The sequence below is a fragment of the Lentzea sp. NPDC055074 genome, from assembly GCF_053608005.1.
Genome location: NZ_JBSGUQ010000007.1, coordinates 125605 through 145137 on the forward strand (window position 1 = coordinate 125605; position 19533 = coordinate 145137).

Genomic DNA, 19533 nt, shown 5'->3' on the forward strand with positions numbered 1-19533 from the left:
GATCACACCCGATGTGAGGGGATGTTGATCTCAATACGGTTCCTGGCGACATCCCCCGACCCCGCCTAGGAGCTCCACTCCATGATGCAGCAGGACATCCAGCTGGCCACGCCGCAGCAGCCCGTCCAGCCCGCCGCGCCCGCCCCGGTCACCCCGGCGGCCGTGCCGCAGGAGGCCCAGCCGGCCACGCTGCAGGAGTTCGCCCTGAACCTCCTGAACGACCCGGCGGCCCTGCAGGCGTTCGACCTCGACCCCGAGGGCGTCCTGGGTGCCTGCGGCCTGAGCGACATCACCCCCGGTGACGTTCACGAGATCCTCCCGCTGGTGCTCGACGCCGCCTCGATCGCGGACGTCGACGGACTCTCGTCCTACAACGCCCTCACGGGTCTCGCGAACCTCGACGCCGCCAACGGCTTCGCCGGCGACCTGTCCGGCCACTGCGACGTGTCGAACACCCTCGACGGTGTCACCGGCAGCGTCCCCGGCCTCGGCGACGTGGCCGGCCTGGGCGGCGTCGCGGACCTCGGCAACGTCGCGAACCTCGGCGACGTCACCGACCTGTCCGGCGTCACGGGTCTCGCCGGCACCGGCGACGTGCTCGGCACGGTGACCGGGGTGGCGGACGTCGGCGGCGTCATCGGCACCGTCACCGGCGTGACCGACGTCGTCTCCGTCGACGGCGTGCCCGGCGTGCTCGGCGCCGTCACCACCGACGTCACGACCGTCACCGACCTCGTCCACGACGTCGTCCCGGACGTCGCGCCGGTCAACGGTGTGCACGACACCGTCCACGGCGTCGTCGACGGCACCGTCGGCACCGTCCTCGGCGGCGACGTGCTGGGTGGCGACGTGCTGGGTGGCGATGTCCTGGGCGGCGTCACCGACCTCGACCTGCTCGACGGCGTCGGCGGCCTGACCGAGGGCCTGGGTCTCGGCCTCTGATCTGATGGCCCGCATGAGCGGGCGAGCGTTGATCCTCGGCGGCACGGGCCTCATCGGCCGTGCCGCCGCTCGGCGTCTGCGGCAGGCGGGCTGGACCGTCGACGCCCCCGGCCGCGAGGTCGACCGCACCGATCCCCGCGCCCTGGCCCGGGCGATGGGCGACGGAGCCGACCTCCTGGTCGACACCCTCTGCTACTCGGCCGCCGACGCACGCACGCTGTTGCCGTTGGCGCGCAAGGCGGTCTCGACCGTGATGATCTCCGCCAAGGCCGTGTACGCGGACTCCCGCGGCAGGCACGTCAACTCCGCCGAAGCTCCCCGCTTCGACGGCCCGGTCACCGAGGACCAGCCGACGCTCGCGCCGCTCGACTCGGACCCGTTCACGCGCGAGGGCTACGGGCCGAACAAGGTCGCGGCGGAACGGACGTTGCTCGACAGCGGCCTGCCGGTCACCGTGCTGCGACCGTCCAAAGTGCACGGTCCGGGCAACAAGCGCCCGCTGGAGCGGTACTTCGTCGAACGGATCCTCGCCGGGAACCGGGTCGTCGTGCTGGCCTCCCGCGGCGAGGGCGTCGACCACCCGACCGCCGCCGCGAACCTGGCCGCGCTGATCGAGACGGCCGCTCTGCGCCCCGGCGCGCGGGTGCTGAACGCCGCCGACCCGGACGCCCCGAACGGCCTGCAGATCTCGCGGATCATCGCTGGCTCGCTCGGCTGGTCGTGGCACGAGATCCTGCTGGACCACGCCGAAGCGGGCCTGCACCCGTGGCACCGCGGCTTCGTCCTGGACACCTCCGCGGCCGAGCGCCTCGGCTACCGGCCGGTCGGCGACTACGCGTTCACCGTGCAGGAGACGCTCCGCGACCTCGTTTCGAGCCACTCGTGGCAGGATCGGTCGCGTGAGTGACATTCAACGTGTGGGAGTCGTCGGTTCCGGCCTCATGGGCTCCGGAATCGCCGAAGTGAGCGCACGCGCCGGTCTCGACGTCATCGTCGTCGAGGTCAACGCGGGCGCGGCCGAGGCAGCGCAGGGGCGGATCGCCACCTCGCTCGCCAGGGGCGTCAAGTCCGGCAAGCTCAGCGAGGAGGACCGCGACGGCGCTCTGGGGCGCATCCGGTTCACCACCGACATCGGCGAGTTCGCCGACCGGCAGTTCGTGGTCGAGGCGGTCGCCGAGAACGAGCAGATCAAGACCGACGTCTTCACCACGCTCGACAAGGTCGTGACGGACGAGGACGCCATCTTCGCGTCCAACACGTCGTCCATCCCGATCATGAAGCTGGGCATGGCCACCGGCCGCCCGGAGCAGGTCATCGGCGTGCACTTCTTCAACCCGGTGCCCGTCCTCAAGCTCGTGGAGATCGTGCCGTCCCTGCTGACCGGCGCCGCCACGCAGGACCGCGCCGAGACGTTCGTGCGCGAGACCCTGCACAAGGAGGTCATCCGCTCGCAGGACCGCGCCGGCTTCGTGGTCAACGCGCTGCTGATCCCCTACCTGCTCTCCTCGATCCGCATGCTCGAGTCCGGCTTCGCCTCGGCCGACGACATCGACAACGGCATGGTGCTCGGCTGCGCGCACCCGATGGGCCCGCTGCGCCTCACCGACCTGATCGGCCTCGACACCACGAAGGCCATCGCCGAGTCGATGTACGACGAGTTCAAGGAGCCGCTCTACTCGCCGCCGCCGTTGCTGCTGCGCATGGTGGACGCGGGCCTGCTGGGCAAGAAGTCGGGCCGCGGGTTCCACAACTACGCGAAGTAGCGGCATGAGCGACGGGCTCACGGTCAACGACCTCGACGAGATCGAACACAGGTTGCGGCGCGCTCTCGAAGTGGCGCCGCGGCCGTGGACGACGTTCCTCGAAACCCGCGGAGCGACCGGCGGTCCGAGCTTCGTTCGTCTCGACGGCGACCCGGATCTCGATCACGAGATGTACGTGGAGGTCTTCGTCGGGCAGGACAAGTGGACGTCCCCCGACGCCAGGCTCGACGCGGTCGTCGACTTCGTGGGACACGCCGCTGACGACGTGCGGCAGCTCCTCCAGGAAGTGCGCCGCCTCCGCGGCGACGAACCGAAGTGACCGACAGCTGGGCCCTGGACGGCGTCCCCCTCGCACCAGACGAGGTGGGCGCCGTTCTTCGCGCCCGCATCGACGCCGGACACCTCGAAACCTGGCTCACCAGCGGGTCCGGCCGCTCCCTCACGTTCGTCACCAACACCGAACGCGCGATGCTCGTGCTGCTGGACGGCGAGGGCGACGCGGGCGAGCACGCCACCGATCCCGGCGCCTCGGCGACCAGCGACGGCTTCGTGCTGTCCAACGGCCAGTCCGACGAGTACCCGGACGCGGACACGGTCCCGCTGCCCGAGGCGCTGCGCATCGCCGGGCACGTCGTCCGCACGGGCACCTGGCCGGCGGACGCGCACCACGTCAGCGACCGCTAGACCGCGGCCAGCCGGTTCATCGAGTGCTGGATCAGCTCGACCAGCACCGCCTTGGACGACTCCCGGTTCCGCGCGTCGCACAGCACCACCGGGATCTGCTCGTCGAGGTCCAGCGCGTGCCGAACCTCGTCCACCGCGTACAGCTGCGACCCGTCGAAGCAGTTCACGGCGACGATGAACGGGATCCCGCGGTGCTCGAAGAAGTCGATCGACGGGAACGACGAGTCGAGCCGCCGGGTGTCGACGAGCACGACGGCGCCGATCGCACCGGTCGCCAGCTCGTCCCACATGAACCAGAACCTGTTCTGTCCGGGCGTGCCGAACAGGTACAGCACCACCTTGGTGTTGATGGTGATGCGACCGAAGTCGAGGGCGACGGTGGTGGTGTCCTTGCCCTCGATGCCGGCGAGGTCGTCGACGTGCACGCCGGCCTCGGTGAGCAGCTCCTCGGTCCGGAGCGGCGGGATCTCGGACACCGACGCGACCATCGTGGTCTTGCCGGTGCCGAACCCGCCCGCGATGACGATCTTGACCGCGGTCGGCACGGTCAGCTGGCCATCAGATCCCACGAACACCATCCAGTACGGCCTGCAGGAGATCCCTGTCGGGAACCTTGGGGGAGGAAGTCTGCACGAGCACGTCACCGCGCTCGATGAGGTCCGACAGCAGGACCTTCACCACGACGAGCGGCACGTCGAGGTAGGCGGCTACCTCGGCGACCGAGAGCGGGCGTGCGCACAGGGCCATGATCTCGCGATGTTCGACCGTCAGCGACGTCTGGTCGGACGCAAACGAGGACGCCCGGACCTGCGTCACGAGGTGGAGGTCAGGCGCGTTCGGCCGGGTGCGGCCACGCACCATCGCGTAGGGCCGCACCAGCGGCCCCGCGGCCTCGTCGTACCACCAGTCCTCCCGCGCGGTCATCAGCGCGACTCACGCGCCGAGGGCACGGTCGCGGTCTCCGCGCGAGGAGCCGACGAGAGGTACGTGCCAACGCGTTTGACCAGCATGTTCATCTCGTACGCGATCATGCCCATGTCCGCGTCCTCCTCACCCAGCACGGCCAGGCAGGCGCCGTGACCGGCAGCGGTCACGAACAAGTATGCGTGCTCCATCTCCACGATGGTCTGCCGAACGGCTCCACCACCGAAATGGCGGCCGGTCCCGCGGGCGAGCGACTGGAACGCCGACGCCATCGCGGACAGGTGCTCCGAGTCGTCGCGGGACAGCCCGGCCGAACGGCCGAGCAGGAGTCCGTCCGCCGACAGCACGACCGCGTGGCGGGCGCCGACCACTCGCTGGATCAGGTCCTCCAGCAACCAGTTCAGTTCGCCGTGCTGGCTTGCAGTGTCCTTCATGACGAGGGGGCTCCTTCTGATCTCCAGTCGTCGGTCAGCCGGGCGTCACGGGTACCCCGCTGGAACGCGGCGAACCCGTCACGGGTGCGCTCGGCCGACCTGTCGCCGATCACCGGCTCGGCGTGTGGCGGCTCCTCCGAGGACTGCATGAGCTGCGGCGCGAGGTTCTGCCGCTTCTTCCTGCGGGGAAGGGGTGCCTTCCCGTCCTGGGCCGGAGGTGCCGCGGGGGTCGATTCGTCCACCGATGCATCTGCTGCGGGACCTGCCGCGGGTGCGAGTGCGCTCATACCAGGTTCTACGAGCGCGTTCAGCCCCGCGTTCAGTGCCTCCTGCACTTCGGGATTCACCTTCACGGGAAAGCTCGGGTGGTCCTCGGTGTGCCCGTGGTACGTGTCGTGGAACGACCGCACCGGCATCTGCGTGGTCTCGGTGATGTCCCCCGCGGTGTTGTGCGGGGCGACGATGTTCGGCGGCAGCACGCACAACGCGACCGTGCCGCCGTAGGGCGAGTCGCGCAGCTCGACCTTGATGCCCCGCCGTGCGGCCAGCCGGGCGACGACGAACAGCCCGAGGCGGGACTCGCCGCGGAACGCCATCGTCTCGAAGTCGGGCGGGTTGGAGAGCTTCGCGTTGGCCTGGAGACGTTCTTCCTGCGTCATGCCGAGGCCGTGGTCCTCGATCTCCACCACGAGGCCGTGCGGCGCGGCGTTCGAGTGGACGGTCACTTCCGAGCGGGGCGACGAGAACGCCGTCGCGTTGTCGACGAGCTCCGCGAGCAGGTGGATGGTGTCGGCGACGGCCACCCCCACCAGGGCGCGGTCGGGCACCGGGTTGACCCTGACCCGGACGTACTGCTCGGTCTCGGCCACGGCGGAGCGGATGACGTCGCTCAGCCGCACCGGCTTGCGCCACTGCCTGCCCGGCTGCTCGCCGGCGAGGATGATCAGGTTCTCCGCGTTGCGGCGGGCGCGGGTCGCCAGGTGGTCGAGCTGGAAGAGCGAGTCGAGCCGTTCGGGGTGCTCCTCCTCGCGTTCGAGCTTGTCGAGGAGCTTGATCTGCCGGTGCACGAGCCCCTGGTTGCGGTGCGCGATGTCGAGGAAGACCCGGTTCACGCCCTCGCGTGCCTGCGTCTCCTTCACCGCCGCTGCCACGGCCGTGTACTGGGCGGCGTTGAACGCGTCGGCGACCTGCCCGATCTCGTCGTTGCCGTAGTCGAGCGGCGGCATGTCGCGGTGGACGTCCACCTGCTCGCCGCCGCGCAGGCGCGCGACGATGTGCGGCAGCCGTTCCTGCGCGAGCCGCAGCGTGTCCTCCCGCAGCGACGCGAGCCGCGTCACGAGGGCCTTCGACACGAGCCGGTTCGAGATGCGCAACGCGAGCACGATGCCGACGACGACCGCGAGCAACGCGATGAGGCTGCCGATCAGCACCGCGGCGACCCGGCTGTCGGCCTTGTCGAGACCGAGGTCGGCGGCGTCGCGGGCCTGCGTGACGGCGAGCCCGACGAGGTTGTCGTGCACGGGGCTCGCGGCCCCGCGCCACCGCGCGTCGGTGACCGCCGTGTCGCCGTTGATGATCTTGCCTTCGAGGTCGAGCAGCGTCCGGTACTCGGCGCTGCCGCGCAGCAGGTCGTACTGAACGCGCGGCTGCTCGAGCGCGAACGGGATCGTGGCGTCGAGGCCCGAGTGGTAGGCGCCGGTCAGCCGGGCGAACTCGACGCGTTCGGGAGCGGTGAGCGTGCCGTTGAGCAACCCGCGCGACCCGATCGTGGCGGCGCGCGAGAGCCAGTCCGAGGCCTGGAAGATCGTGATGGCCTGGACGCTCGCCTGGCTCGCCTCCGAATCGGGCACGAGACGCGCCTGCCGGGACAGCAGCGCGATGCCCGAGTCGAGGAGGCTGTTGTAGTAGTCGTAGACCGCCTGCTGGTTCGCCGACCCCGAGTCGACGTTCGCGCGCTGCTGCGGCAGCTCGCCCAGCACGGAGTTCAGCGCGTTGACCCGGTCGACGGTGTCCTGGGGTTCGGAGAGCTCGGCGAGCGCGTCCTTCATCTTGCGCACCGCTTCGTCCGTGACGCCCTGCTGGCGCTTCAGGCCGCCCTTGTCGACGCCCTCGGCGTCGCTGAGGACCTCCAGGGTCAGCTGCCGTTCCTTCTGCAGGCCCGCGAGCGCATCGACGGACGGGATCGTCGCGCCCTTCACCCCGGCCGCGACCGACCGCATGTAGAAACCGTCGAAAAGGGTGTAAGAGGAGAAAACGGCCCACATGACCAGCAGCACCACGCTGGGAACGACCACGACACCGGCCAGCCGGGACCGAATGGTCCGGTAGTTGGTCGGTGTGTAACCGCTCTTCTCGTTCACAGCGCTCTCACGGTCTCCTGTGTCCCACGGCTAGCGCTGCGGGTTACCTGAGTAACTCCTTCGGCTGTAATTAGGTTACGGCGAGAGATCATCGTTACCCAATGACAGCGATCACACGCACTACGCGGTTGGCAGGCTACCCAGTCGAGTGACTGCAGCAACACCCGGTACGGGGGTTCTTCCCTAGTGAGAACCCCCGTACGGGCTAGTTCCGTCGTCCCGTTCCTACGGCCGCTCGACCGCGACGACGGTGTAGGTCGTCTCCGGCGTCGGAGGCGTGCTGAACCGGGCATTCGGCAGGTAGAGCCGCTTGCCGAACGCCGCCACCGTCGTGGGAACGTCGAACCGCGGGTCCGTGCGTTCCGCCGCGAGCGTCGCGCCATCACGGCTCAGCGTGTAGCGCGCGACTTTGTTCAGGCGGTTTTGCACCACGTACAACTGCCGCCCCTCACGCAACAGACCGTCGCCATTGGTGAGTGTTTGACCGCTCAAATTGATCTCGGCCGTTTTCCCGCTCCGAGGATCGGCCCGGAACAGCTTTCCGGTGTTGCTCTGCACGACGATCAGTCCGCCGTCGAGCCCGGTGACGATGCCGTTGAGGTTCGTCGCACCGGGGGTGACGACGAGGTCGCCGGTCAGCGCGAGCGTGCGGTGCGGTTTGAGGCTCAACGGCACCTCGTAGAGCACTGCCTTGCGGGAGTCCGTGAACCACGCCGACCTCTCGGTCAGCACGACGTCGTTGACGAACGTGTCCGCGGTCGCGAACTGGAACTTCGCCAGCAACCTGCCCGACCGGGTGTCGTAGACCCGCGCGTCGCCACCGGTGCCGCCCGCGACCCACAGCCGCTTGCGGTCGTCGACCTTCAGGCCGAGCGACGGCGTGCCGGGCCCCTGCGCGAGCACCTTGCCCTTGCCGGTGCGCAGGTCGGCCGCGTAGATCGACCCGTCGGCCCGTGACCCGAAGTAGGCCTTGGTGCCGCTGATCGCGATGCCTTCCGGTTGCCAGCCGTTGGGCAGCGCGAACTCGGTCGGGAAACTCTTCGAACCGTCTGCGGTGGCCGGCGCCGCGGCGGTGAGCGTGACGCCCAGGACCGCCGCGAGCAGGACACCGAATCTGCGGTACATGCCGCCTCCTTGCCAGAGGATGTCTGTCGGATCGCGTGCGCCCTGATCCTTCCCCTGCTGGGCGGCGAACAGGAGTTTTCTCAGGAATCCGACATCTCTACAGGTCAGCCGCGGCCTCGGCGATCAGTTCCAGCGACTCGCCCTCCCCGAGTGCCGCCTCCTGCAGGCTCGCGAACCTCGACGCGCACTCCTGCGTCAGCTCCGGATCCTCGACGTACTCCCCCTTGATGAACGTCTCCAGGTAGGCCACGTCGTTGTGCTGCCGGTGCGGGAACCCGAGCAACGTGAACGGCGACCCCATCGCCGGGTACGCCCCCGCGCCCCTCGGCACCACCCGCACGCTCACCGCCGGGTGCTCGCTGACCTCCATCAGGTGCAGCAGCTGCGCCTTCATCACCCGCGGCCCGCCGATCACGTGCCGCAGCACCGCCTCCGGGAACACGGCGTGCGCGACCAACGGGTCCTTGTCGTGCCGCCGTGAGGCCCACGCCTCCCGCACCATCGCGAGCCGCGCCGTGCGCACCGGGTCGTCGGACTGCAGCACCGCGTCCGTGTAGCCGGGGAGCTGGAACACCGCCGGGACGAGGTCCGTCGTGAACACCCGCAGCAGCGTCGCCTCGAACACGAGGTTCGCGAAGTCCGCCGCCGGGTCGAACACCACCCCGCCGCCCGACGAGCGCGCTCGCTCCCGTTCCGCGTGCTGCGCCCGCGACACCACGGCCTGCCACTCCACCGCGGGCACCTTGTAGACGTACCCGAGCGCCATGACGTCGACGGGCGCCGACGGCTGCACCGCGTTCTCCATCATGGACAGCTTGGCGCTGCTGAACCCCACGCGCTGGCCGGCCTCGGTGAGGCTCAGCTCGCGTTCGGCGCGCCACCCGGCCAGCTGCCGCCCGATGGCGCGTTCGAGCGTCGTGGCCCGGAAATCCTTCGGCATGACGCGAAGGATATGACCAATTCGGATCCCCGAAAGGGACGGGCGGTGTGGACAACCCTTTACTGGCAAGGAAGTTCGTTCACCGGAGCGCTTGGCGTTCAGCGCTCCGAGCCTACTTCTCTAGTGATAGCGCTGTGCGCGCGCATGGGCACGCACGAGATCATGGAACCGGAACGCGTAGTCGCCGACCTCGGTCAGCAACGACTTCTCCACCAGGTCGTCCAGCGCGTCCTCGACGTCGCATTCGGGCTCCCCCGCGATCGCCGCCGCCACCGGCACGCCGAACGCGTCCGGCTCCCACGCGCAGAGCCGGTAGAGCCGCGCCTGCCGTTCCGGTAGCTCCACATAGGACAGATCGAGCAGCGGCCCGAGCCGTCCGTCGTCGGGCAGCGGACCGACCTCGATCTCCTGCCCCAGGTCGAGTTTCCGGCGGCTCGTCACGAGCACGGTGCCGGACGCCGGCAGCAGCGGCGTCACCTGCTCGGCCGAGTCCGCGTTGTCCAGCAACAGGGTGAACTGGCGACGCAGCACGAGACTGCGGAACACCGCCGGTTCGTCGGCGGGGTCGGCGTTCAGGCCGAACGCCCGCAGCACCCGGCCGAGGTCGTGCGCGGCCAGGTCGAGGTAGAGCTGGGCACCGGATCCCCTGTCCCGCAACCACTTCAACGCGAGCGCGGTCTTGCCCGCCCCGGCCGCGCCGTGCAGCACCGTCACCCCGGCCCTGATGCCCGCCAGCTCGGCGTCCCTGCCCACGAAGTGCCGCGGCGGCGCGGGCGGCCGCAAGCGCGGTGGTACGTCGTTCTTGCCCCTGATGACCCCGATGGCTTCGACAGCCAGCACGTCACTGTTCACCCGTACCTCCCCGACACGTTGAAGCTACGGGCTTTCCTCCGCTTTCATCAGACGGCCATAGAGTGATCGCACGTGAGCGCGGCACCGGACCTCGAGGTCGACGACCGCACCTGCCGGCCGTTGACGATGATCTTGCAGGTGAGCTCGCCGTGCACCCCTTCGAGCCGCACGACGACCCTCCCCTTGCGCTTGCCCATGCGCTCGAACGGCAGGTCGGGGTTGCGCAGGGTCCGTTCCTCCTCACCGGGGAACGTGTAGGTGAGCTGGTCGGTCGTGCCCGTTCCCTCGACCACCACGCGGATGCTGGGCGCTACGGCGCAGCCGGAGATCCCGGCCAGCAGCAGGCCCACGAGCAAGGCGGCGGTCTTCATGCCCGGAACAGTAGGAAGCGCACGGCCGCCCCAGCATCAGCCTGAAGGCTCAAGTGACATCAGCCATCAGAGTGACAAACCGAGACTCCTCAGACGCTCCTCGACCCGGAACCGCTCGATCTCGCGGTCCACGCCCTCGGGCAGGGAGAGCAGGTGGTGCTCGACCTCCAGCGCCGCGCAGGCCTGCACGAGCAGCGCGTCGTAGGCCTGACGAGCACCGATCTTCTTCGCGGCCGACGCCCCGGGTTCGAACCCGGCCCGCGTCCGGCGCACGCGACGAAGGTCGGCCGCGATTCGTTCTATCGGCCGATGGTCGGGCACCGTGCCAAGCTACCCCGCCTGCAACGCCAGGAAGAGGTCCACGCGCGCCTCGAACTCCGCGAGGTCCGCGCCGAGCAGCTCCTCCACGCGGCCCACCCGGTAGCGCAACGTGTTGACGTGGACGTGCAACCGGGCCGCGGCCGCCGTCCACGAGCCGGAGCAGTCCAGGAACACCTTCAGCGTGCCCACGAGATCCGACCCGTGCTCGGCGTCGTAGTCCAGCACGGGCCCGAGGAGCCGGCGCCGCAACGAGGTGCGCAGCTCCTCCGGCACGCCCGCGAGCAGCAGTTGGTGCAGTGCGATCTCTTCGCCCGCCACCACACACGTGCGGCCGCCACGGCGTTCGCCCAACCGGCGCGCGTGCGTGGCTTCCTCCGCGGCGCCGCGGAGACCGCGGGACGTGACGGGCGAGCTGATGCCGACGAGCACTCGGGAGGAGCCGAGGCCCGGTTCCATCACGCGCATCGACTCGCGGAGGTCGTCGGGCTGCGAGTCGCCGGCCTTCGCCACCGCGTAGACGGTGTCGCCGACGGGGGTCACGAGGGCCTGCGGCAGCGCCTCCTCCAGCACGGCCGCGGCGAGGTCGGTCCGCTGGTCGGAGGTCACCGCGCTGATCATCCTCAGCTGGGCGCGTTCCAGGCCGGCCGCCGCGAGCCTGGACTCGACGTCGGCCGAGCCGCTGAGCACGGCGGACACCAGGGGCGCGGCCGTGCGGTTCTCGATCTGGCGGCCCTGCGCCTCGCGCAGCCTCTCCAGGCCGACGAGCGACGCGAGCTCGGTGGCGGCCTCCTGCTGGGCGCTGCCGCCGACGACGAGGATCCAGCTGGTGAGCCGGGTGCCGCCGCGTTCGGAGACGGGCACGAGGGTGACTCCCTTGACCGTCTTCGGGAGGCGGTCGGCCTGCAGGAACTCCTTCACCAGGGCGAGGCGGTCCGGCAGTTCGCCGCCCGCGACGACCCGGCCCGCCGTCGAGAGCACCCAGCACGACGCGCCGAGCTCGTGGCCGCCGGCGAGCAGCAGCGCGGGTAGGCCGGAGCCCTCCGCGACGACGTTGAGCAGGCGGCGGTGGCGGGAGAGCCCCACCAGTTCCATAGAGACGCGTTCGGTGATGGTCGCGAACGACAGGTCGACGGGCACCTCGAGCAACGGCACGTGGTGGCGTTCGCAGGCGTCGACCAGGTCGTCGGGCAACGCGCGGTTCTCGGTCTCGGACGCGGCCAGACCGGCGACGCGGGCCGAGGCGAGCGAGCGGACGAACGTCTCGGAGTCCTGCGGGCCGTGGTGCCAGAGCAGGCCGGACAGCACGAGCTCCCCTCCGGACAGGTACCGGCTGGGGTCGGGCAGCTCCGTTCCGTACACGCGGGTGACGGTGCGGTCGAGCTGGTCCTCACCGGTGTGCAGGCTCAGGCGCAGTTCCGGCATCTGCAGCAACGTCCGCAGCAGCAACATGACAGGTCACTTTCGTCCATTCGTGTTTGTAGGAAAGCACAAATACTCGTCATGCAGGAGCCCGGCGATTCATGTACTTCTGCCGTAGAGGAAGACAGCCGTGCCTCTGTGTACTGGCTCACAACCAGATGGGAGGGCGAGTGACGATCTCCACGCACGTGCTGGACGCGGCACGCGGCAGGCCGTTCGCCGGCATCGCCGTGTCGCTGCGACGCCGCGACGGGTCGGAAGTGGCGAACGCCGAGACGAACACCGACGGCCGGATCACCGGTTGGGGTGAAGGCCTGGAAGCCGGGGTCTACCGGCTGGTGTTCGACACCTCGGAGGCGGCGCCGTTCTTCCCCGAGGTCGTGCTCACCTTCGACTACTCCGATCCGGCGCAGCACTACCACGTGCCGTTGCTGCTGTCGCCGTTCGCCTACTCCACCTACCGAGGTAGCTGACGATGGACTTCCTTCGACCGGAAACGCTTGCGGAGGCGTTGGAGCTGAAAGCCCAGCGCCCTGACGCCGTGCCGATCGCCGGCGGCACGGACGTCATGGTGGAGCTGAACTACGACCACCGACGGCCCTCCGCCCTGCTCGACCTCACCAGGGTCCCCGAGCTCCAGCAGTGGTCGGACGGCCTGCGCGTCGGCGCGGGCGTGCCGTACGCGCGGATCATCGACGAGCTCGGCGCCCAGCTGCCCGGACTCGCCATGGCCTCGCGCACGGTCGGGTCGCCGCAGATCCGCAACCGCGGCACGGTCGGCGGCAACCTGGGCGCGGCCTCGCCCGCCGGGGACACGCACCCGGTGCTGCTGGCGTCCGACGCGGTCATCGAGGTGGCCTCCGTGCGCGGCACGCGGATGATCCCCGCCGCCGAGTTCTACCTGGGGGTGAAGAGGAACGCGCTGGAGCAGGACGAACTGATCGTGGCCGTTCACCTCACGCCTGCCCAGGGGCCACAGCAGTTCTCGAAGGTCGGCACGCGCAACGCCATGGTGATCGCGGTGTGCTCGTTCGGGATCTCGCTGTTCCCCGAGGAGAACCGCGTCGGCGCGGCGGTCGGGTCCGCCGCTCCGACGCCGCGACGAGCTCCCGAGGCCGAGCAGTTCCTGGCCTCGGCGGTGGACTTCAGGAACCCCCAGCCGTTGCTCGACTCGGTGAAGCGCGAGTTCGGCGAGCTGGTCTCGCGGGCCGCGTCGCCGATCGACGACGTGCGCGGGTCGGCGGCGTATCGCAAGCACGCCCTGGCCGTGATGGCTCGCAGGACGCTCGGCTGGGCTTGGCAGGAACTCTTGGACGGGGAGCGGGCATGCGCGTGAACGTGACGGTCAACGGCGAGCAGCGCCAGGCCGACGACGTGTGGGAGGGCGAGTCGCTGCTGTACGTGCTGCGCGAGCGGCTCGGACTGCCCGGCTCGAAGAACGCCTGCGAACAGGGCGAGTGCGGGTCGTGCACGGTGTACCTGGACAAGGTGCCGGTGTGCGCGTGCCTGGTCGCGGCCGGGCAGGTGCAGGACCGCGAGGTGCGCACGGTCGAGGGCCTGGCCGAGGGCGAGAAGCTCGACCCGGTGCAGGAGGCGTTCGTCGAGGCGGGCGCGGTGCAGTGCGGGTTCTGCACGCCCGGACTCGTCGTGCAGGCGCACGACCTGCTCGACCGCGTGCCGAACCCGTCCGACCCGGAGATCCGCGAGGCGCTCGCCGGAAACCTCTGCCGGTGCACGGGCTACGAGAAGATCCTGGACGCCGTGCGATTGGCGGCGTCGCGCCGATGATCGTCCTCGACCGCTGCGCGGTGTCCACCGTGGACGAGGCAGGGACGGAGCACGCGTCCGGGCACGTCGTGGTCGACGGCGGCCGGATCGTGTCGGTCGGCTCCGGTCCCGCGCCTCGCCCCCACGAGTCGCACACCTACGTCGACGCGTCGTCGTGCCTGGTCACGCCGGGGCTGATCAACACCCACCACCACCTCTACCAGTGGGCGACGCGCGGGCTCGCGACCGACGCCACGTTGTTCGAGTGGCTGACCGCGCTGTACCCGGTGTGGCGCGGGCTGGACGACACCGTGACGCACGCGGCGGCGTCGGCAGGCCTCGCGAAGCTCGCTCTGACGGGCTGCACGCTGGCCGCCGACCACCACTACGTCTTCCCGTCCGGCGGCGGCGACGTGTTCGACGCGCTGGTGTCGGCGGGGCGGCGGATCGGCATCCGGCTGGAGGCGATCCGCGGGTCGATGGACCGCGGCCAGTCGCACGGCGGACTGCCGCCGGACAACCTGGTCGAGGAGACCGAGGCCGCGCTGATCGCGACCGAGCAGGCGATCGGCGACCACCACTCGACCGCGGACGACGCGCTGGTGAGGGTGGCCGTCGGACCGTGCTCACCTTTCTCCGTGTCCCGCGAGCTGATGACCGGCGCGGCCTCGCTGGCCCGTCGTCACGGCGTCCGGCTGCACACGCACCTCGCCGAGACCGTGGACGAGGAGGAGCAGTGCCTGGCGGAGAACGGTTGCACGCCGACGGAGTACGCCGAGCAGCTCGGCTGGCTCGGCCCGGACGTGTGGCTCGCGCACACCGTGCACCTCAACTCCGACGCGGTGAAGAGGCTCGGCGCGACCTCGACCGGGTCCGCGCACTGCCCGACGTCCAACGGGCGGCTGGGCACCGGGATCGCTCCGGTCCGCGACCTGCTGGACGCCGGCGCCCCGGTCGGGCTCGGCGTCGACGGCGCCGCGTCCAATGAGGACGGTGGGCTGGTCGTCGAGCTGCGTTCCGCTCTCTACCAGGCACGCCAGCGAGGCGGACCTGCCGCGATGAACGCCCGCGAGGCGTTGCGGATGGGCACGATGGGCGGCGCACAGGTGCTGGGCCGCGCGGACTCGCTGGGCTCGATCGAACCGGGCAAGGTCGCGGACCTCGCCGTGTGGGACCTGTCCGGACTGGACCACGCGGGGATCGCGGACCCGGTCGCGGCACTCGTGCTGGGGACTCCCCCGCCGTTGAAACTCTTGATCGTGGGCGGTGAGGTCGTGGTGCGGGACGGAGTTCTGCTCACGGCGTCGACCGACGAACTGGCGCGTGAGCTCTCCGCGGCCAGCCTGAAGCTCCAGGAGGCAGCGCGATGACCCTCACTCCCGCCGAACTCACCTCCGCGGTGTCGGGTGGCATCGGGACGTCGCCGCAGCGCCCGGACGGCAACCTCAAGGTGCGCGGCGAGTTCGCCTACGCGTCCGACCTGTGGCACGAGGACATGATCTGGGGCGCGACCCTGCGCTCACCGCACCCGTACGCCCGCATCACGTCGGTGGACATCACCGAGGCGCTCAAGACGCCGGGTGTGTACGCGGTGCTGACGCACTCCGACGTACCCGGCCGCAACCTGTACGGCCTGGAGCACAAGGACCAGCCGGTGCTCGCCGTGGACGTCGTGCGCTACCAGGGTGAGCCGATCGCGCTGGTCGGCGCGGACCACCCGGAGACCGCGCAGCGGGCGATGAAGAAGATCGTCGTGACCTACGACGTGCTGGAACCCGTGGTGGACATGGAGACCGCGGCGCAGGACACCCCGTTGCACCCCGGCGGGAACCTGGTGCGGCACGTGCCGATCCGGCGCGGCTCGCAGGACGTCGAGGCCGAGGTCGTGGTGTCCGGGCGGTACGAGGTCGGGATGCAGGACCAGGCGTTCCTCGGGCCGGAGTCCGGGCTCGCGGTGCCGGCCGAGGACGGCTCGGTCGACCTGTACATCGCGACGCAGTGGCTGCACGTCGACCGCGACCAGATCGCGGCCGCCCTGGGCCTGCCGCAGGAACAGGTGCGGCTGACGCTGTCGGGCGTCGGCGGCGCGTTCGGTGGCCGTGAGGACCTGTCGATGCAGGTGCACGCGTGCCTGCTGGCCCTGCACACCGGCAAGCCCGTGAAGATGGTCTACAACCGCGAGGAGTCGTTCTACGGGCACGTGCACCGGCACCCGGCCGTGCTGTACTACGAGCACGGCGCGGACCACACCGGCAAGCTCGTCTACATCCGCACTCGCATGTACCTCGACGGTGGCGCATACGCCTCCTCGACTCCGGCTGTCGTGGCGAACGCGGCGACGCTCGGCGTCGGTCCGTACGAGGTCGACAACGTCACGATCGACGCGTACGGCCTCTACACGAACAACCCGCCGTGCGGCGCGATGCGCGGATTCGGCGCTGTGCAGGCAGGTTTCGCCTACGAGTCCCAGATGGACAAGCTCGCCGAGGCGCTCGGCATGTCGCCGGTCGACATCCGCGTCCGGAACGCGATGACCGAGGGCTCGGTGATGCCGACCGGCCAGGTCGTCGACTCGGCCGCGCCCGTCGCGCAACTGCTGAAGCTGGTGCAGGACAAGCCACTGCCCGCGAGCACGTCGTCGGACATCCGCGAGCTGCCGGGAGGCGTCTCGAACACCACGCACGGCGAGGGCGTCGTCCGCGGCGTCGGGTTCGCGGTCGGCATCAAGAACATCTGCTTCTCCGAGGGCTACGACGACTACTCGACCGCCCGCGTCCGGGTCTCGATGGTCAACGGCGAGCTGGCCGCCGCGGTGCACACCGCCGCGTGCGAGGTCGGCCAGGGCCTGGTGACGATCATGCAGCAGATCGTGCGGACCGAGCTCGGCATCGAGCGCGTGACCGTGCTGCCGATGGACACCACGATCGGCAACGGCGGCTCGACCTCGGCCTCGCGCCAGACGTACGTCACCGGCGGTGCTGTGAAGGCCGCCTGCGCTCTGGTGCTCGATCGTCTGGCCGGTCGCACGGACATCGGCGACGAGATCATCGACGAGACCACCGAGTGGCGGCACCGCGCGACCGAGGCGCTCGATCCCGAGACGGGACAAGGCAACGCCCACGTCCAGTACGGGTTCGCCGCCCACCGCGCCGTCGTGGACGTGGACGTCGACCTCGGCCTGGTGCGCGTGGTGGCGCTGGACTGCGCGCAGGACGTGGGCAAGGCGCTGAACCCGCAGGCCGTCGTGGGCCAGATCCAGGGCGGGTCCGCCCAGGGCCTCGGCCTCGCGGTGATGGAGGAGATCCAGACCTCCGGCGGCAAGGTGCGCAACCCGTCCTTCACCGACTACCTCATTCCCACCGTGCTCGACATGCCGCCGATGAGCATCGACGTGCTCGAGCTGGCCGACCCGCACGCCCCGTACGGCATCCGCGGCGTCGGCGAACCACCCACCATCTCGTCGACCCCGGCGATCGTGGCGGCGATCCGCGCGGCGACCGGCCTGGCGCTCACCCGCGTCCCGGTCCGTCCGGAACACCTCACCGGTACTTAGAATCTCTGGAGTTCGTTGCTGTGAAAGCACATCTGCTCGCCACCATCGACCTCGCGACCCAGAACGTGGCCTCCGGCGGAGGCCCGTTCGGCGCGATGATCGTCCGCGACGGCGAGGTGATCGCCACCGGCGTGAACCAGGTGACGCCGAACCTCGACCCGACCGCCCACGCCGAGGTCGTCGCCATCCGCGCGGCCTGCCAGGCGCTCGGTGACTTCAAGCTGACCGGCTGCACGCTGATCTCCTCGTGCGAGCCGTGTCCCCTGTGCCTGTCCGCCGCGCTCTGGGCGCGCGTGGACAAGGTGATCTACGCCGCCGACCGCCACGACGCGGCGGCGGCCGGGTTCGACGACCGGGAGTTCTACGAGCTGTTCAGCAAGTCCCGTTCCGACTGGGACCTTCCTGTGCACCAGATCTCCACGGGTGAGGACAACGCCCCGTTCACCGCGTGGTTGGGCCTCGCGACTCGCATCGACTACTAGGCCACAAGCCTTCTGCTGACCGGAGCTTGCATCGCACAAACGCGTTCCGGCGTTGGAACGCGCCCACCGGCATGGGAAAGGCCGTCCTCCATGACCCAGTTACGGAGCCGACAATCGACGTCGGCCCTCGACCAGTTCTTCCGCATCACCGAACGTGGCAGCTCTTTGGGCCGTGAGGTGCGCGGTGGCATCACGACGTTCGTCGCGATGTCGTACATCGTGCTGCTGAACCCGTTGATCCTCGGCGCGTCCGCGGACATCACCGGGGCCAAGCTCACCATCGCCGAGATCACCACCGCGACGGCGCTGGCCGCCGGCGTGATGACCGTCCTCATGGGACTCGTCGGCAACGCACCCCTCGCCATCGCCGCCGGTCTCGGCGTCAACGGCGTGGTGGCCTTCCAGATGGCACCCGAGATGACGTGGGCGCAGGCCTTCGGTCTCGTGGTGCTGGAAGGCATCTGCATCGTGATCATGGCCGCGTCGGGGGTCCGCGAGCGGATCATCAACGCGATCCCGGAGCCGTTGAAGATCGCGATCACCGTGGGCATCGGGCTCTACATCGCACTGGTGGGACTGGTCTCGGCCGGCTTCGTGACCCGCACGCCGGACGCGGCGCGCTCGACGGTGCCGGTGCGGATGGGGATCGACGGCCACCTGAGCGGCTGGCCGATCGCGATCTTCTGCCTGGGCCTGCTGCTGATGATCGTGCTGATGGCGCGCGGAGTGCCCGGTGCCGTGCTGATCAGCATCGTGGTGGCGACCCTCGTCGCGATCGGCGTGAACGCCGCGTTCGACGTCGAGGGCTGGGGGCTCGTGACCCCGTCGCTGCCGGACTCAGTGGTCAGCTCACCGGACTTCGGGTTGTTCGGGCGCGTGGACCTGTTCGGCGGCTTCGTGTCCGCCGGCGTGATCGCGGCGACGATCTTCCTGTTCACGCTGGTGCTGTCCGGCTTCTTCGACGCCATGGGCACGATCACGTCGGTGTCGGACGAGGCCGGGCTCACCAAGGACGGCAAGGTCGAGGGCATGGGCAGGATCCTGATGGTCGACGGCGCGGGCGCGATCGCCGGTGGCGTCACGGGGTCCGCCCCGAACACCGTGTTCCTGGAGTCGGCGGCGGGCGTTGGCGAAGGCGCCCGCACCGGTCTGGCCTCGGTGGTGACCGGCGGTCTGTTCCTGGTGGCACTGCTCTTCACGCCGCTCGCGACGGTGGTGCCCGCGCAGGCGGCGGCCCCGGCGCTGGTGGTGATCGGCGGACTGATGATGACCCAGATCCGCCGGATCCCCTGGCAGGAGACGGACTACACGATCCCGGTCTTCCTCACGATCGCGATCATCCCGTTCACCTACTCGATCACCAACGGCATCGGCGCGGGCCTCGTGTCCTTCGTCGTGCTGCGCGTCTGCAAGGGCCGCTGGCCGGGCTGGCTGATGACCGGCCTCGCCCTGATGTTCGCCGTGTACTTCGGCGTGGACCTGATCACCGGCAAGTGACGTGCGGGCTCGGCCGGGGGGCCAACCCGCCCAGCCCCCAAACCACGGGGGGTGGGTTAGTGAACAGGGTGCGAACCAGCGAGCGTGTGGGCCGGTCGG

22 protein-coding genes are annotated in these 19533 nt (G+C 70.1%); 12 read left to right on the plus strand and 10 right to left on the minus strand.

Annotated elements, in window-relative coordinates; genetic code table 11:
• Positions 1-81: 81 nt before the first annotated feature.
• From ACWF7A_RS18480 to ACWF7A_RS18500, 5 genes are read left to right on the plus strand one after another with little or no spacing between them, the layout of a single operon-like run.
• Entirely contained in the window at positions 82-942 is an 861-nt protein-coding gene (locus ACWF7A_RS18480; protein ID WP_452251658.1) for an IniB N-terminal domain-containing protein, read from the plus strand.
• A gap of 13 nt (positions 943-955) precedes the next feature.
• Positions 956-1849, plus strand: a complete 894-nt coding sequence (locus ACWF7A_RS18485) for an NAD-dependent epimerase/dehydratase family protein (RefSeq protein ID WP_452251659.1) — start codon at positions 956-958, stop codon at positions 1847-1849.
• Positions 1842-2705 (plus strand): 3-hydroxybutyryl-CoA dehydrogenase, encoded by an 864-nt coding sequence (locus ACWF7A_RS18490; RefSeq protein ID WP_452251660.1) that lies wholly within the window; start codon positions 1842-1844, stop codon positions 2703-2705. The genes ACWF7A_RS18485 and ACWF7A_RS18490 overlap by 8 nt, the downstream gene beginning before the upstream one ends.
• 4 nt (positions 2706-2709) lie before the next feature.
• Positions 2710-3024 carry a hypothetical protein gene (locus tag ACWF7A_RS18495; RefSeq protein ID WP_452251661.1) on the plus strand — a complete coding sequence of 105 codons (315 nt, stop codon included), beginning with the start codon at positions 2710-2712 and terminating at the stop codon, positions 3022-3024.
• Positions 3021-3389: a hypothetical protein gene (locus tag ACWF7A_RS18500; RefSeq protein ID WP_452251662.1), complete on the plus strand. Its 369-nt coding sequence runs from the start codon at positions 3021-3023 to the stop codon at positions 3387-3389. Before ACWF7A_RS18495 ends, ACWF7A_RS18500 begins: the two co-directional genes overlap by 4 nt.
• Here ACWF7A_RS18500 and ACWF7A_RS18505 read toward each other — a convergent pair.
• The 10 genes from ACWF7A_RS18505 to ACWF7A_RS18550 all read right to left on the minus strand — a co-directional run bounded on the left by ACWF7A_RS18505 (position 3386) and on the right by ACWF7A_RS18550 (position 12165).
• Positions 3386-3967 (minus strand): GTP-binding protein, encoded by a 582-nt coding sequence (locus ACWF7A_RS18505; protein WP_452251663.1) that lies wholly within the window; start codon positions 3965-3967, stop codon positions 3386-3388. The two genes, ACWF7A_RS18500 and ACWF7A_RS18505, sit on opposite strands and share 4 nt — an antisense overlap.
• Positions 3948-4313 carry a DUF742 domain-containing protein gene (locus tag ACWF7A_RS18510; RefSeq protein WP_452251664.1) on the minus strand — a complete coding sequence of 122 codons (366 nt, stop codon included), beginning with the start codon at positions 4311-4313 and terminating at the stop codon, positions 3948-3950. The genes ACWF7A_RS18505 and ACWF7A_RS18510 overlap by 20 nt, the downstream gene beginning before the upstream one ends.
• Positions 4313-4747 carry a roadblock/LC7 domain-containing protein gene (locus ACWF7A_RS18515; RefSeq protein ID WP_189155882.1) on the minus strand — a complete coding sequence of 145 codons (435 nt, stop codon included), beginning with the start codon at positions 4745-4747 and terminating at the stop codon, positions 4313-4315. The genes ACWF7A_RS18510 and ACWF7A_RS18515 overlap by 1 nt, the downstream gene beginning before the upstream one ends.
• Positions 4744-7107 carry a nitrate- and nitrite sensing domain-containing protein gene (locus tag ACWF7A_RS18520; protein WP_452251665.1) on the minus strand — a complete coding sequence of 788 codons (2364 nt, stop codon included), beginning with the start codon at positions 7105-7107 and terminating at the stop codon, positions 4744-4746. The genes ACWF7A_RS18515 and ACWF7A_RS18520 overlap by 4 nt, the downstream gene beginning before the upstream one ends.
• Positions 7108-7332: 225 nt before the next feature.
• Entirely contained in the window at positions 7333-8232 is a 900-nt protein-coding gene (locus ACWF7A_RS18525; RefSeq protein WP_452251666.1) for a superoxide dismutase, read from the minus strand.
• Between the two features lie 97 nt (positions 8233-8329).
• Positions 8330-9172, minus strand: a complete 843-nt coding sequence (locus ACWF7A_RS18530) for a helix-turn-helix domain-containing protein (protein ID WP_452251667.1) — start codon at positions 9170-9172, stop codon at positions 8330-8332.
• A 120-nt stretch (positions 9173-9292) separates the two neighbouring features.
• Positions 9293-10024: a hypothetical protein gene (locus ACWF7A_RS18535; RefSeq protein ID WP_452251668.1), complete on the minus strand. Its 732-nt coding sequence runs from the start codon at positions 10022-10024 to the stop codon at positions 9293-9295.
• 47 nt (positions 10025-10071) lie between these two features.
• A complete protein-coding gene (locus ACWF7A_RS18540) occupies positions 10072-10395 on the minus strand; it encodes a hypothetical protein (protein ID WP_452251669.1) in 324 nt (107 codons plus the stop codon).
• 66 nt (positions 10396-10461) lie between these two features.
• Positions 10462-10668, minus strand: a complete 207-nt coding sequence (locus ACWF7A_RS18545; RefSeq protein ID WP_452251670.1) for a hypothetical protein — start codon at positions 10666-10668, stop codon at positions 10462-10464.
• A 57-nt stretch (positions 10669-10725) separates the two neighbouring features.
• Complete coding sequence (locus ACWF7A_RS18550; RefSeq protein WP_452251671.1) at positions 10726-12165, minus strand: PucR family transcriptional regulator; 1440 nt, start codon at positions 12163-12165, stop codon at positions 10726-10728.
• A 128-nt stretch (positions 12166-12293) separates the two neighbouring features.
• On the opposite strand from ACWF7A_RS18550, the gene uraH reads away from it, so the two are divergent.
• From uraH to ACWF7A_RS18585, 7 genes are all read left to right on the plus strand, one after another.
• The gene (gene uraH / locus ACWF7A_RS18555; protein WP_229693486.1) at positions 12294-12608 is read left to right on the plus strand and encodes a hydroxyisourate hydrolase; all 315 of its coding nucleotides are present in this window, start codon (positions 12294-12296) and stop codon (positions 12606-12608) included.
• A gap of 2 nt (positions 12609-12610) precedes the next feature.
• Positions 12611-13471 carry an FAD binding domain-containing protein gene (locus ACWF7A_RS18560; protein ID WP_452251672.1) on the plus strand — a complete coding sequence of 287 codons (861 nt, stop codon included), beginning with the start codon at positions 12611-12613 and terminating at the stop codon, positions 13469-13471.
• Positions 13462-13923, plus strand: a complete 462-nt coding sequence (locus ACWF7A_RS18565; RefSeq protein ID WP_452251673.1) for a (2Fe-2S)-binding protein — start codon at positions 13462-13464, stop codon at positions 13921-13923. The genes ACWF7A_RS18560 and ACWF7A_RS18565 overlap by 10 nt, the downstream gene beginning before the upstream one ends.
• Positions 13920-15272, plus strand: coding sequence for an 8-oxoguanine deaminase (locus ACWF7A_RS18570; protein ID WP_452251674.1), 1353 nt, complete (start codon positions 13920-13922; stop codon positions 15270-15272). The genes ACWF7A_RS18565 and ACWF7A_RS18570 overlap by 4 nt, the downstream gene beginning before the upstream one ends.
• Positions 15269-17455, plus strand: coding sequence for a molybdopterin cofactor-binding domain-containing protein (locus ACWF7A_RS18575; protein ID WP_452251675.1), 2187 nt, complete (start codon positions 15269-15271; stop codon positions 17453-17455). Before ACWF7A_RS18570 ends, ACWF7A_RS18575 begins: the two co-directional genes overlap by 4 nt.
• Before the next feature lie 20 nt (positions 17456-17475).
• The gene (locus ACWF7A_RS18580) at positions 17476-17937 is read left to right on the plus strand and encodes a nucleoside deaminase (protein WP_452251676.1); all 462 of its coding nucleotides are present in this window, start codon (positions 17476-17478) and stop codon (positions 17935-17937) included.
• A 90-nt stretch (positions 17938-18027) separates the two neighbouring features.
• On the plus strand, positions 18028-19434 hold the full coding sequence (locus ACWF7A_RS18585) for an NCS2 family permease (protein ID WP_452251677.1): 1407 nt from the start codon (positions 18028-18030) through the stop codon (positions 19432-19434).
• Positions 19435-19533: the final 99 nt, after the last annotated feature.